The sequence below is a fragment of the Pantoea eucrina genome, from assembly GCF_020079945.1.
GTDB classification, from domain to species: Bacteria; Pseudomonadota; Gammaproteobacteria; order Enterobacterales; family Enterobacteriaceae; genus Pantoea; species Pantoea eucrina.
The window spans coordinates 2,670,509-2,684,006 of the sequence record NZ_CP083448.1; the positions used below are offsets into that span (position 1 = coordinate 2,670,509).

General features: G+C 60.1%; 5 protein-coding genes. 1 reads left to right on the plus strand and 4 read right to left on the minus strand.

The window, feature by feature from the left end; all coding sequences use genetic code 11:
• Nucleotides 1-215: 215 nt before the first annotated feature.
• The gene (gene argA / locus LAC65_RS12765) at nt 216-1,544 is read left to right on the plus strand and encodes an amino-acid N-acetyltransferase (protein ID WP_039379941.1); all 1,329 of its coding nucleotides are present in this window, start codon (nt 216-218) and stop codon (nt 1,542-1,544) included.
• 205 nt (nt 1,545-1,749) lie between these two features.
• Here argA and recD read toward each other — a convergent pair whose 3' ends face one another.
• From recD to recC, 4 genes are all read right to left on the minus strand, one after another.
• Nucleotides 1,750-3,597: an exodeoxyribonuclease V subunit alpha gene (gene recD, locus LAC65_RS12770; protein ID WP_039379943.1), complete on the minus strand. Its 1,848-nt coding sequence runs from the start codon at nt 3,595-3,597 to the stop codon at nt 1,750-1,752.
• On the minus strand, nt 3,594-7,136 hold the full coding sequence (gene recB, locus LAC65_RS12775) for an exodeoxyribonuclease V subunit beta (protein WP_039379945.1): 3,543 nt from the start codon (nt 7,134-7,136) through the stop codon (nt 3,594-3,596). The genes recD and recB overlap by 4 nt, the downstream gene beginning before the upstream one ends.
• A complete protein-coding gene (ptrA, locus tag LAC65_RS12780; protein ID WP_039379947.1) occupies nt 7,133-10,027 on the minus strand; it encodes a pitrilysin in 2,895 nt (964 codons plus the stop codon). Before ptrA ends, recB begins: the two co-directional genes overlap by 4 nt.
• Before the next feature lie 90 nt (nt 10,028-10,117).
• Complete coding sequence (gene recC / locus LAC65_RS12785; protein WP_039379950.1) at nt 10,118-13,498, minus strand: exodeoxyribonuclease V subunit gamma; 3,381 nt, start codon at nt 13,496-13,498, stop codon at nt 10,118-10,120.

The window sequence follows — 13,498 nt, forward strand, 5'->3', positions numbered from 1 at the left end:
GTTATGTATAAATCTGCGTCAGCCGACGCTCAGAAAGCGAAAACTTTATCCAATCTGGCAACGCTTGTCTCGTCGGAAAAGCCAGATAATGCAGGCTGTTATCAACGGATGCATCTGAAAAATCGTAAAGTAACGTCAGGCGCAACGCTTGCAATACGGCGAAAAACAGAATAAAAATACACTAATTACGAATAACCATTCACAGAGGGTGCACCGTGAAGGAACGCAGTACCGAGCTGGTTCAGGGTTTTCGCCATACCGTTCCCTATATTAATGCCCATCGCAACAAGACGTTTGTCATCATGCTGGGCGGCGAAGCCATTGAGCATGAAAACTTCTCCAGTATCGTTAACGATATTGGCCTGCTGCATAGCCTGGGCATCCGTCTGGTGGTGGTCTATGGCGCACGTCCGCAGATTGATGCCAGCATGGCGCAGCAGCAGCTGGAGCCTCTCTATCACAAACACACCCGCGTGACCGATGCGCAATCGCTGGAGCTGGTAAAGCAGGCGGCGGGCCGTCTGCAGCTTGATATTACGGCGCGTTTGTCGATGAGCCTTAACAACACGCCGCTGCAGGGCGCGCATATTAATGTCGTCAGCGGTAACTTTATCATTGCCCAGCCGCTGGGCGTGGATGATGGCGTTGACTACTGTCACAGCGGACGCATTCGCCGTATTGATGAAGAGGCGATTCACCGCCAGCTGGATAATAACGCGATTGTACTGCTCGGCCCGGTCGCCGTCTCTGTAACCGGCGAAAGCTTTAATCTCACCTCAGAAGAGGTTGCCACGCAGCTCGCCATCAAGCTCAAGGCAGAGAAGATGATTGGCTTCTGCTCCGAGCAGGGCGTGACCGATCGCGCTGGCACAATTATTTCAGAGCTGTTTCCCGGTGATGCGCAGGCGCGCATTGATGAGATGGAGAGCGACGGCGATTTTCTGTCCGGTACGGTGCGCTTTCTGCGCGGCGCGGTGAAAGCGTGTCGCAGCGGCGTGCGCCGCAGCCATCTGATCAGCTATCAGGAGGATGGCGCACTGCTGCAGGAGCTCTTCTCACGCGACGGTATCGGTACACAGATTGTTATGGAATCTGCTGAGCAGATCCGGCGCGCCAACATCAACGATATTGGCGGCATCCTGGAACTGATCCGTCCGCTGGAGCAGCAGGGTATTCTGGTACGGCGCTCGCGTGAACAGCTGGAGATGGAGATCGATAAGTTTACCATCATCCAGCGCGATAATATGACCATCGCCTGTGCCGCGCTCTACCCGTTCCCGGATGAGCAGATTGGCGAAATGGCGTGTGTGGCAGTACATCCCGACTATCGCAGCTCATCACGCGGCGAGCTGCTGCTGGATCGCGTGGCGCTACAGGCGCGGCAGATGGGGTTAAAAAAGCTGTTTGTGCTCACCACCCGCAGCATTCACTGGTTTCAGGAGCGGGGCTTTACGCCAGTAGATATTGAGTCGCTGCCAGAGAGCAAGCAGCAGATGTATAACTATCAGCGTCGTTCAAAGGTGCTGATGGCAGATTTAAAATAAGCCACGTATTCCAGGGCCGCATAAATGCGGCCCCTGCGTGATCCTGTAGGGGCGCCATTTATGGCGCCCTGGCCACACGGGAAATTCCGGGCCGCGTTATTTTCCCCCAGGGCCGCATTAATGCGGCCCCTACAGACCGGTGATATTTTTCGTAGGGGCGCCATTTATGGCGCCCTGCCCTGGCCACATTATCCTGTACGAAGCTTTACGCGTCAGACGTCGCGCCAAGCCGTGACAGCAGGCCGCTGCGGCGCTGCGTGCGCAGCTGGACTGCGCGACGGAAAATGTTTTCATCACTGTAGAGCGTCAGCTGCCTGCGGGCACGCGTAATCGCGGTATAAATTAACTCCCGCGTCAGCACCGGTAAAAACTGGGCCGGCATCACCAGCGCGGTGTGCTCAAACTCCGAACCCTGCGACTTGTGCACCGTCATGGCCCAGGCGGTATCGTGTGCCGGCAGTCGGCTCGGCTGGACCGCTTTGATGGTCCCGTCCGGCAGCGGGAAGAAGACCTTCAGCACGCCCTCCTCGTCTGTCAGCGTGATACCGATATCGCCGTTAAACAGGCCCAGCGCGCTGTCATTGCGCGTGACCATTACCGGCCGTCCCGGATACCAGCGGCTGCCGCCTGCGGGGCGACGGATCAGCTGCAGCTGTATCAGCTTCTGCTCAATACGCTGATTGAGTCCTTCCACGCCAAACGGCCCTTCGCGCAGCGCGCACAGCAGCTGATAGCGGCCGAAAGAGGCGAGGATATCAGCCGGCGCGGCATCCTCAGCTACCTGCTGCAGAAAGTCCCGATAACCAGCACCAATCTCATTCAGCATTCGCTGATACGCTTCACCGCTGTTTAGCGGCGCACGCGCAATATCACTGAAATTGCTCTGAAAGGCGCGCTCCACCGCCTGCGCATCACCGGCGTTAACGGCTGCTGCCAGCTGGCCGATGCCGGAGCTGGCATCAAAACGGTAGCTTTTACGCAGCAGGCAGATCGCATCGCGCACCGCGGGTGCTGCGGTTTCATTACTGCCGCCGATCTCACAGCCGGTCATCAGCGTCAGCTGCGTGGCGCGCACCGGACTGTAGCCCGCCTCCGCACAGCGACAGATATCGCCCAGTACCGCTCCCGCCTCTACGGAGGCAAGCTGGTCGCGGTCGCCGAGAAAAATTACCCGCGCCTGCGATGGCAGCGCGGCAATCAGGCTGGCCATCATGCCGAGATCCACCATGGAAGCTTCATCCACCACCAGCACATCGAGATGCAGCGGATTACCGGCATGGTAACGCAAACGCTGCGTTTCAGGCTGTGCGCCCAGTAGGCGATGCAGCGTGGTGGCCTCCTCCGGAAAGCGCTGGCGCTCCTGCTCGCTGACCGCCAGCTGCTGCAGCGCTTTTCCCAGTGACTCCGTCAGGCGCGCCGCCGCTTTGCCGGTTGGGGCCGCCAGCTGAATGCGCAGCGCGCCGTCGCTCAGGCGGATCAGCGCCGCCAGCAGTTTTGCCACGGTGGTGGTTTTGCCGGTGCCCGGCCCGCCGGAAATCACCGCGGTCTTCTGCGTTAATGCGACAGCAGCGGCAATCTTCTGCCAGTCATCCGGCGCGGTGCCAAACAGCGCATCCAGCACGCTGCGTACCTGCTCCGGGGCAAACGGCTGCGGCGCAGCCTGAGGATGGAAAAAGCGCGCCACGTCACCTTCATGATGCCATAAGCGATGCAGATAGAGCCGGTCGTCGCTCAGTACAACAGGGGCCGCGCGATCGCGGGAGCTGAGCGCATCCCAGCCCGCCAGCAGGCTGTGCCAGTCGTGCGGATCGCCTGCTGCCTGCCAGATCGCCTGCGCCAGTTCGGGATGACGGCCGCGAAACAGCTGCTCGCGGTTAAGCTGGGCCAGCGGCAGGCAGACATGCCCTTCTCCGGCTTCAGCGCTGAGACAGGCAGCAGCCAGTAAGCGGGCGGGTTCATCGCTGGTGGCTATCAGCTGAGCAAACTGCACGTCCAGCGGGCGCAGCAGCCGCAGCTCTGTTGCCTGCTTTAATAGCGTAGTGATATCGCTCATGCATCCTCTCCCTGCCCGCGAAACAGGCTATCAAGTTGTGTGACAAATTCAGCGGCAGGACGGGTGAAAAAGACGCCATTATCAGGCGAACTGCCATCCATACCGCGCAAAAACAGATAAAACACGCCGCCCATATGCTGCTCATAGTCGTAATCGGGCAGCCGGTGCTGCAGAAACCGGTGCAGCGCCAGCGTATAGAGCTGATACTGCAAATCGTAGCGATGGTCAATCATCGCCTGTGCCATGGCATCCGGGGTATAGGCTTCATGACTCTCCCCCAGCCAGTTGGATTTATAATCCAGCAGGTAATATTTTCCGTCCCGGCGAAACACCAGGTCGATAAAGCCTTTGAGCATGCCCTGCACCTGACTGAAGTTAAGTGCGGGCGCCTGCGCAGAGAGCGGGTCATGCTGGCGCATCAGCCGGTCCAGCGCGGGAGCGGTAAGCAGAGCGCTGATAGGCAGATAAAACTCCATCTCAATCAGGCGGTCGCGTGCGGCCACGTCAGCCAGCCGGATCTGCTGCGCATTAAGCGGCGTAGTCACAACCCGCTCAATCCAGCTGCTCAGCACCGGCTGCCAGTGCAGCGGGTAGCCGTTCTGCTGCAGATGCTGCTCCAGCAGCTCCGTCCCTGGCGGCTGGGTAAAGTCGATCGACTCAAACAGCTCATGCAGAAACGTACCCGGTGCGGCACCGCGCGGAAAATGATGTGGCGTCAGCACAACCTCTTCGGTCGCCGCCTGCTGCTCTTCACCCGCCGCTTCCAGGTCGAAGTGGGGCACCACCTCCAGCAGGCGATGCGCGCTGTGCTGCTGCAGACCTGAATAGCTGGTCACGCGCCACGATTCAGCCAGCTGGCGCGATATCGCGCGTGCATGCAGATCGTCGCGTACGCCAGCCTGCACCTGCCAGCGTGCGGCTTCAGCACGATCGGCCATCACCACCTCGCACCCTTCGCCGTTCAGCGCTTCCAGCAGCGCGCCGAGCTGCTCTGCCGTCGCCGCTTCGCCGCGCTGCAGCAGATAGCCCAGCGCACTTTTATGCAGGTCGCTCTCGCCTTCTTTTTTGCGCGCGCCGCGAAACAGCGGCGCCACGCCGATGCTGCAGTGATACACAGAGCGCGTCAGCGCAACATAAAGCAGGCGAAGATCTTCTGCCAGTCGCTCCTGTTCCGCCAGCGCCAGGCTCTGCTCATCGCCCTGCAAATCCAGCACCGCGCTGAAATTATCGCGGTCGTGGTAAAGCGCAATATCTGCTTCACGGAACCCGGCTGCAAACGGCAGCCAGACCAGCGGATACTGCAGCCCTTTGGATTTATGGATGGTGACGATCTGCACCAGATGGCGGTCGCTCTCCAGTCGCAGCTGCTGGCTGGCCGACTGACTGTCGGGCCGCGCTATCTGCTGTGCCAGATAACGTACCAGCGCATGCGGGCTGTCAAGCTGCGATGCCGCTTCCTGCAGCAGCTCCCCCAGATGCAGCAGATCGGTCAGGCGGCGCTCGCCATTTTCCGACGCCAGCATATTTTCGGCCAGCTGGCGCTCCAGCATAATTTCCCGCAGCATTGGCAACACACCGCGCTGATGCCAGAGGCGCTGCCAGCGCGCAAAGGTATCTACCAGCGTGTCCCAGCCGCGCGCATCGCGATCGAGCGCATCCAGCTGAGCCGCATCCAGCGCAAATAGCGAAGTCGCCAGCGCCGTACGCAGCATCCGCTCCTGTTCCGGAGCCAGAATAGCGCGCAGCAGCCAGAGCAGCTCGCGCGCTTCCGGTGTCGTGTAAACGCTGTCGCGGTTAGAGAGATAGACTGAGGGGATCGCGAGCTGCGCCAGCGCTTCGCGGATCTGATTCGCTTCGTTGCGGCTGCGCACCAGCACCGTGATATCCGATGCCTGTACGGGCCGCAGCGCCGGCCCTTTTCCCAGCATCGCCTCGCCCTGCTGCCCCGCCTGCAGCCAGCGGCTGATATCCATTGCGCACTGCTTTGCCATTTGCTGCTGATATTCGCTGACGCTGGCACCGCTGCCGGGCTGCAGCCAGAAGCGCAGCGCGGGCTGCTCTCTGCCCTCTGCCTTTAGCGACAGCGCCTGGTTAGGCGGCGCAAACTGCACCGGCAAAAACGGAATTTCAGCAAACAGAAAGGGAGCCGGCAAGCGCGAGAAAAGCTGGTTTACGCTCTCTACCATCGCGGGTGACGAGCGCCAGTTAGTGTCCAGCGTATAGTGCGCCGCAATTTCATTACGCGCCCGGATATAGGTAAAAATATCCGCCCCGCGGAAAGCGTAGATCGCCTGTTTGGGATCGCCTATTAGCAGTAGCGCATGTTCAGGCTGATGCATATAGAGCGTACGGAAAATCCGGTACTGCTGCGGATCGGTATCCTGAAATTCATCGATCAGCGCCACCGGGTAGCGCTGCCGGATCAGCTGCGCCAGCTGCGCGCCGCCCGCCTGCTGCAGCGCATCATCAAGCCGGCTCAGCAGATCGTCAAAGCCCAGCAGCGCCTGCAGCCGCTTCTGTTTATGCACCGCCTCACGCACTTCGGTCAGCGCCCGAGCAATGACCACATCACGCAGCGACAGCGGTTCAGCCAGAAACGCGTCAATTGCGCTGAACAGCGCGTGCCGCGGGGCGTCGCCTTTTTTGGTTTTCTCATCCAGTATCCGCTGCCCGAAGCGTGCCAGCTCGGGCGGAACCTGGTAATCACTGCTGTCGCTATGGGCCCACTGGCTCACTTTACTGACCCAGGCGGGCAGATGTTTGCTGCTGTAGCTGCGCTTATCCACGCCCGACTGCTCAACCAGCGTCTGCACGTCATCACCCAGCGTTCGCCACTGCGCTTTGATCTCCGCGATGCGCGCCATATTACGTGCATGCCGCGACGCAAGCGTCTCCTGGTCATCCGGCGGCAGCCGCAGCGAGGGCGACTCTCCCTGCAGCCACGGGCGCAGGGTAGCCAGCAGCTGTTCCGGCCCCAGCCATTCGGTGACAATCACGCGCGCGATATCCAGCGTCAGCGGATAGCAGTGACGCCGCCAGAAATCAGCCGTTGCCTGACGCAGGAGCGGATGCTCATCTTCAATCAGCTGCTGTTCAAACAGCATGCCGGACTCAAACGCGTTAAGATTGAGCATACGCTGGCAGAAGCCGTGGATGGTGAAAATAGCGGCTTCATCCATCTGTCTTTCCGCCGCCAGCAGCAGCGAGGCGGCCTCTTCCCGCTGCGGGATCGCCTGCAGCAGTGCGGTCAGCATCGCATCGCTGCTGACGCCGCGAATACAGGCGAGCCGCAGCGCGTGGATATTCGCGCGGATACGACCGCGCAGCTCTGCCGTCGCCGCTTCGGTGAACGTCACCACCAGAATCTCTTCTACCGAGAGCGGGCGACTATAAGCGTTCTCTTCGCCCAGCCCCAGCAGCAGACGCAGATAAAGCAGGCCGATGGTAAAGGTTTTACCCGTACCGGCAGAGGCCTCAATCAGGCGCTCGCCGCGCAGCGGCAGCGTCAGCGGATTGAGGGATTCAGCACGCTGACTCATGGCGTATCACTCTTAACCGGCAGCGACTGCTGCAGCTGCGCCAGCGCCGCCCAGGTGGTAAAGCCAGGTAGCGCTGCGTAATCTGCCTGCGGTGCGCTCTCCTGCGTACCGCTGATCTGGGAAATCATCGCCATTCCCTGCTGCCGGATCGCCTGCCGGAAGAAAGTGGCCAGCTGCGCCGGCGTCAGCTGCTGCACCTGCGCAATCACTTTCTCTCGCGTATCGAACGCATAGTTCTGACGGCTGAAGTCACGACTGTAGCGATTGGCTTCCTCCTCCAGCGTCTGAGGACGCTGTTTCAGCTCATTGATCATCGCCTGCTGGTACTGCGCAAAGGTCTCGGGCTTCATGCTGCGCAGCCGCTGTTCTGCCTGCGGATAGAATGCCTGGAAGCGCTGCAGCAGGAACGCAGGCTGCCGGCTGTTGCTCTGCAGCAGAAAACCGATGCCCCACTGGCGGCCTATCGGCATCTGATAGGTAAAGACGGCATAGCCCAGCTGCTCTTCCGTGCGCAGCTGGTTATAAAACCACGGCTGGATAATCTGACTCAGCAGCGTACTGGCGGCCATGCTCTGATATTCATCATACCCGACAGGCACATAGAGCGCCGCCAGCGCGGAATCGCTGCTGCTTCCCGCCTGCTGCAGGTTCGCCTTGATCGGTTTATCCACCACAACATAGTCACTGCGCCACGGTGCCTCTCCGCTGCTCTGCAGCTGCGCTTTCAGGGCCACGCCAAGCGCTTCCGTCTCTTTTGCTGAGAGATTACCCACCGCCAGCATCTCTGGTGTCGACTGATGCAGCAGCGCGTCACGCCAGGCGATCACCTCCTGCAGCGTGATCTCCGGCAGCAACCGGCGGCGTTCGTCGCGCTGGGTATAGGGCAGCTGCGACAGCATCTGCATCGGCTGGATCGCCTGTTCAAACGCTTTGCCTTTTTCAGCCGCATCCAGACGGTCGCGATACCAGGATTTAGCCTGAGCGAGCTGCGCTTCATCCGGACGGAAGCTGCTGTAACCGGCGACCAGCTCCTGCAGCAGCTGCGGCAAACGCTGGGTAAATCCGCTGGCGTTAAACACCAGGCCATCATCTTCTCCCACGGAGAAACTGATGCCACCCACCGACGCCTGCGAGTTGAGCTCATCCAGCGCCTGGCTGGAGAGATAATCATTCAGACCAAACAGCACCTGCTGACGCGCGTCGCCGATCGTTGCCTTATTGCGTAGCGCCAGGGTAATCGCCGCTTTTGGCTCGTCAGGATAGAACCGGCTCGGCATCCATAAAATACGCATTGCCGCGTCATTACTGAGCACAATCGGATGCGTGTAGTTTTTCCCGTCGCGTGCAATCAGTGAAAAGTCAGTGGGAATATAGGGATTGAGCGCGGGCAAAGAGAGCGTGATATGCGCTGCACGCTGCTGCCAGTCGCTGTACTGCGCGGCGCTGATTTTATCAACCTGATACGGCGCATTAACAAAGTAGGCCTGCTGATTGTGCGGCTCCTGCGGGCTGATATACCAGATGCGGGCATTTTGCGGCGTCATCTCACCAAGGCGTGCCGCTACCGCTGCAGGATCGAAGCGATCGGCAAGGTAAGGCGCATCCAGCGTGTGCGCGACCGGCACACGCAGCATGGTGTCGGCCAGCCACTGAATGTAGTCCATATCACGGGTAATTGACGGATAGCGGTAATCAAGCGCCAGCACATGCGATACCTCGTCAAAATAGCGCTTATCAATGCCGTTGCGGCGCAGCATATCGAGGTAGCTGAAAATGGCGGCCACGACTTCATCGCGTTGCGTCAGCCCTTTATCCGTCAGCGACACAGAAATAGCAAAGACGCCGCTGCTGCGCTCGGTGACCGGATCGGCCCCTGCGGTCACGCCATCGGCCAGTCCCTGCTTCTGCAGCCAGTCATTCAGCGTATTGGCGCTGCGGTTACCCAGCAGATAGCCAATCAGCGTATCTGTTTTGCTGCGGAAATCGGCGCTGTTGTTCGCGATCCGAAACTCAATCTTCAGCTGTTTACGCGGCTGAGCCGGCACGTAGTGAATAATGATGCCTTTCTGCGCCCCGGTGACCACCGGTACATCTATCTCCGGCACGCTAGCCGGATGTGCCGCGACGCGCCCAAAGGTGGCGGCGGCCATCTGCGCCATCTCAGAGAGCGGTTTATTGCTGTAAATCACTGCTTTCATCAGGCTGGCAGAATAGTGGGTACGGTAGAAGTCGCGCAGCGCCTGCTGCAGTTTGCTGCCCGGTTTATCACTCAGCGTCTCCAGGTTGCCTCCGGAGAAACGCGAACCCGGATGCTGCGGATTCAGCGTCTCAGCACTGACCTGCGCCATGCGCAGCCCGTCCCGCGAGCGCGCCATCGTCAGCTCTGCGTTGACGGCGTGACGTTCGCGATCGGCGTTAACCGGATCGAGCAGCGGCTCCGCAATCGCATCCGCCAGGCGATCTGCCGCAGGCTGCAGCGCATCGTTCTCCACTTCCAGATAGAATGCGGTGCGGTAAGAGGCGGTGCTGGCGTTGTGACTGCCGCCGTGCATTTTGAGAAATTCCGCAAGATTATCGGGCTGGGGGTAACGTTTTGAGCCCATCAGCACCATATGCTCCAGATAGTGCGCCAGCCCGGGCTGCTGGTCGGGATCGTCCAGCGAGCCAATCGGCAGCGTCAGCGCCGCCAGCGACTTCGGGGCCTCAGCGTCTGAAACCAGCAGCACCGTCATACCGTTGTTCAGGGTAATCGCCTGATAGCTGCGCGGATCGCGATCGCTTTTGCGGATAATGTCATTAACCGGCTGCCAGCCCTGTCCGGTATCGGCAAAAACATTCAGCGCCAGCGCGCCTGACAGCAGCGCGCCGATACAGCGTGCGTAAATCCGCATGTAAACCCCTTAATCTTACTCTGCCCTGCGGCTGGTTTTCCGCGCAGGTTTATCAACATATTATTCTGGCGTAAGCGCGACGCTTAGCAGCTATTTATCATCCTGATGGGCGAGACGTACCGGCAGATACCACTGCCGTGCTGCAGCGATAATCGCCTGCAGCATCTCCTCATTCAGCGTGCGATTCAGGCGCTGGAGATAAGGATCGCTGCCCTCCCCCTGCACCTGATAGCCGCCCTGCCACGCCTGCAGCAGCTTATTCAGCGCCTTTTTCTGCGTGGCGTCATCTTCCAGCAGCTGGCCGCTTTTGCGATCGAAGCTCGCCTCCAGCCAGGCGCCGCCGCTTTTGTTTAACAGCAGCAGCGGCTGCGCCAGCCCCTGCTCGCAGGCGGCGGCATACTCTGCCAGCAGCGACTGCGCCCGGTCGGCGGCTACGGCATGAAAGCGCCAGCAACTCTGTTTACGGCCATACATCCGGCTTACGCCGCTGCCGCCCAGCGCACAGTAGACCAGATGCTCCAGCCACAGCTGCAGTCCGTCATTCATGTTCAGCACGCCAGGCCGCCAGCGCAGCAGACCATCAGCCTGCACCTGCGTCAGCCAGCCGGTCAGCCGCACGGTACCGAGCTGCAGATTTACCTCCTGACTCTCTGCCGGCAGGCGCTCTCCGGCGACTTCCGCCGCAACCTCCTGCATCTCTTCGGTCTGGCTCTGCCAGAAAAGTTCACCAAAGGCGCCATAAGGCAGGTTACCTGCTGCGCGATGATGCGCATAGAGCTGCTGCGGATCCTCGCCGTTCACCAGCGCATTGAGCAGCTGCGCGTTTAACTGATAGCGCTCAAGGCTATCAGGTGCAAAGGGCTCGCTATCGGGCAACTCACTCTCTTCTGTCCAGAATGAGACGCCAAGACGCTGCTGAAACCAGGCGCGAACCGGATGACGCCAGAAGCGCAGCAGCTGTTCCAGCGTCACAATCTCCTGCGTTTTCACCGCCAGCGGCTGCACGAAGTCGGGCTGTGCCACGCCGCGGCCGGTAGCCGCCGGCAGCCATTCGGCAGCAAAGCTCTGCCGGTGAGTGTCAGGCGCAAAATTCTCTGCGGCAAATGGCATGCGGCTGTGCAACGTTTGTAAGTGCTCACGTACATGCTGTTCACTGATGTCCGGCTCGCACTGCTCATCGCCCGGCAGGCAGAAACTCTGCCCCAGATAATCAAGCAGTTCCGTGACCAGCACTGAGGGATAGCGCTCGGTGTTATCCTGAATCGCCCGGCCGATATAGCTGATATAGAGCTGCTGCTGGGCTGAAATCAGGGCCTCAAGGAACAGATAGCGATCGTCATCGCGCCGGCTGCGGTCGCCTTTGCGCGTCTGCTGCTGCATCAGGTCAAACCCTACCGGTGCCAGCGTGCGCGGGTAGACGCCATCATTCATACCCAGCAGGCAGACGATTTTGAAGGGAATTGAGCGCATCGGCATCAGCGTACAGAAGTTTACCGGACCTGCCAGAAAACGCTGGCTGATGCGCTGCTGATCGAGGCGTGAGCGCAGCTCATCGCGCAGCAGCGTCACCGGCACCGGCTGCTGATAAGCAGATCCCATACCCTGTTCAATGATCTCTTTCCACTGCGTCTCTACCAGCAGCAGCGCCGCCTCGCTTTCGGCATCCCCGCTGAAAAAGCTGTCAATCAGCTCACGGCACAGCGGCAGCCACTCCGCCAGCGTGCGCTCACCGGCCAGCCGGCTGCGCCAGGTATCAAGCCGCATCAGCAGCTCGGCCAGATGTCCCGCCAGCTCTGCGATCAGACCGCTTGACTCATCGTAAGGCAGGATCCCCTGCCAGTCACCGTTGCGGCTCTCAAGCGCATAGCCCAGCAGCATACGCTGCAGGCCAAAACGCCAGGTGTGCTGGCCGGTAACCGGCAGCGACAGCGCTTCAATGCTGGCATCGTCCAGCCCCCAGCGAATACCGGACTCCATGACCCAGCGGCGCAGCAGACGCAACCCGCTCTCATCCACGGAAAAACGCTGCGCCAGCGCCGGCACCTCCAGCAGCGCAAGGATCTCCTCTGAGGCGAAGCGACTCTCCGGCAGCGTCAGCAGGCTCAGCAGCGCCAGAATGGCCGGATGAGCCTGACTGGCACGACGGTCAGAAATGGCAAATGGCAGATAGCGATCCGGCGGTGCGCTGGCAAATGCCGCCTGAATAAAGGGCGCATAGCTATCGATGTCTGCCACCATAACGATGATATCGCGCGGCTTAAGCTCAGGATCGGCCTCCATCATCGCCAGCAGGTGATCCTGCAGCACCTCCACTTCACGCTGTGCGCTGTGACAGATCTGCAGCGTGATGGAGCGATCGGCCGGATCGAGAGGGCGCTTCTCTGCGCTGTTCATCAGCTCTCCGGCACTCAGACCAATCACCGCGCGATCGTCAAGATTCAGCAGGTCAGCCTGCAGGTTGTGCAGCAGCGTGTCATCAGGCAGATCGACAAATGCATCGATATCGTTGGCGGCTGACTCCATCTGGCTGAGCAGAAACAGGTTATCGCGTCCCAGCTTTCCCCAGGAGGCGAGCAGCGGGTTTGTCAGCTGCTGTTCACCGCTGCTGTTAAACAGCGTGGAGGCGGCTTCAGGTTCGCGAAACAGCGGCAGCGTCTCCTCTGAATGCAGACGGCGGCGCTGACGGCTCTGCAGCTTTGCCAGAAACGCGTAATCCTGAATATCCCCCCAGTAGTGGCGGCAGGGATTAGTAAACAGCAGATGAATATCGATATGGCGGCCCAGCGCTTCAAGCGCCTGCAGGTAGACTGGCGGCAGCGCGGAGATACCGCAGATAAATACGCGCGGCGGCAGGCCAGGCGGCGTGCTTTCAGCCCGTTCCAGCGTTTCAATAAAGCGGGCGTACAGATTGGCACGGTGCCACATCGGCTGACCGAGGCTTTCCGTAAAGCTGACCAGATCGCGCCAGAGCGCCGCCTGCCACTGCTGAGCGTCACCCAGTCCCTCAATCAGTGCACCATGCTCCCAGCTGTTGAGCCAGTCAGCACGATAGACCAGATACTGGTCAAAGAGGTCGGCGACGCGGGTGCTGAGCTGGTAGAGCTTACGCTTGTCGTCGTCATCCTGCAGATAGAGCCGCAGCGACTGAAACGTCTCCTGCTCCAGCAGCACCGGCAGGCGCTGCATCAGCTTCCAGCTCATGTTGGCTTTAGTAAAGGCGCTCTCTTCCGGGATCCCCGGCAGCACCTTCACAAACATGCTCCAGATAAAGGTGGCAGGCAGTGGGAAATCGATATTTGCGGCAATGCCAAAGCTGTTTGCCAGCTCCATCTGCAGCCACTGCGCCATTCCCGGGCTCTGTACCAGCACCTGTTCAGCCGCAAAAGGATCGGCGAGAGGCTGGTTTTCAATCAGGATGCCTGCCAGATTTTTCAACAGATCGAGCTGATTGGAGTGGTAAACCCGGAACAT

Excerpts from the sequence above, each read along its gene's own strand:
- recD (WP_039379943.1), bottom strand. The coding sequence starts at position 3,597 with ATGAGCGATATCACTACGCTATTAAAGCAGGCAACAGAGCTGCGGCTG.
- recB (WP_039379945.1), bottom strand. The coding sequence starts at position 7,136 with ATGAGTCAGCGTGCTGAATCCCTCAATCCGCTGACGCTGCCGCTGCGC.
- ptrA (WP_039379947.1), bottom strand. The coding sequence starts at position 10,027 with ATGCGGATTTACGCACGCTGTATCGGCGCGCTGCTGTCAGGCGCGCTG.
- recC (WP_039379950.1), bottom strand. The coding sequence starts at position 13,498 with ATGTTCCGGGTTTACCACTCCAATCAGCTCGATCTGTTGAAAAATCTG.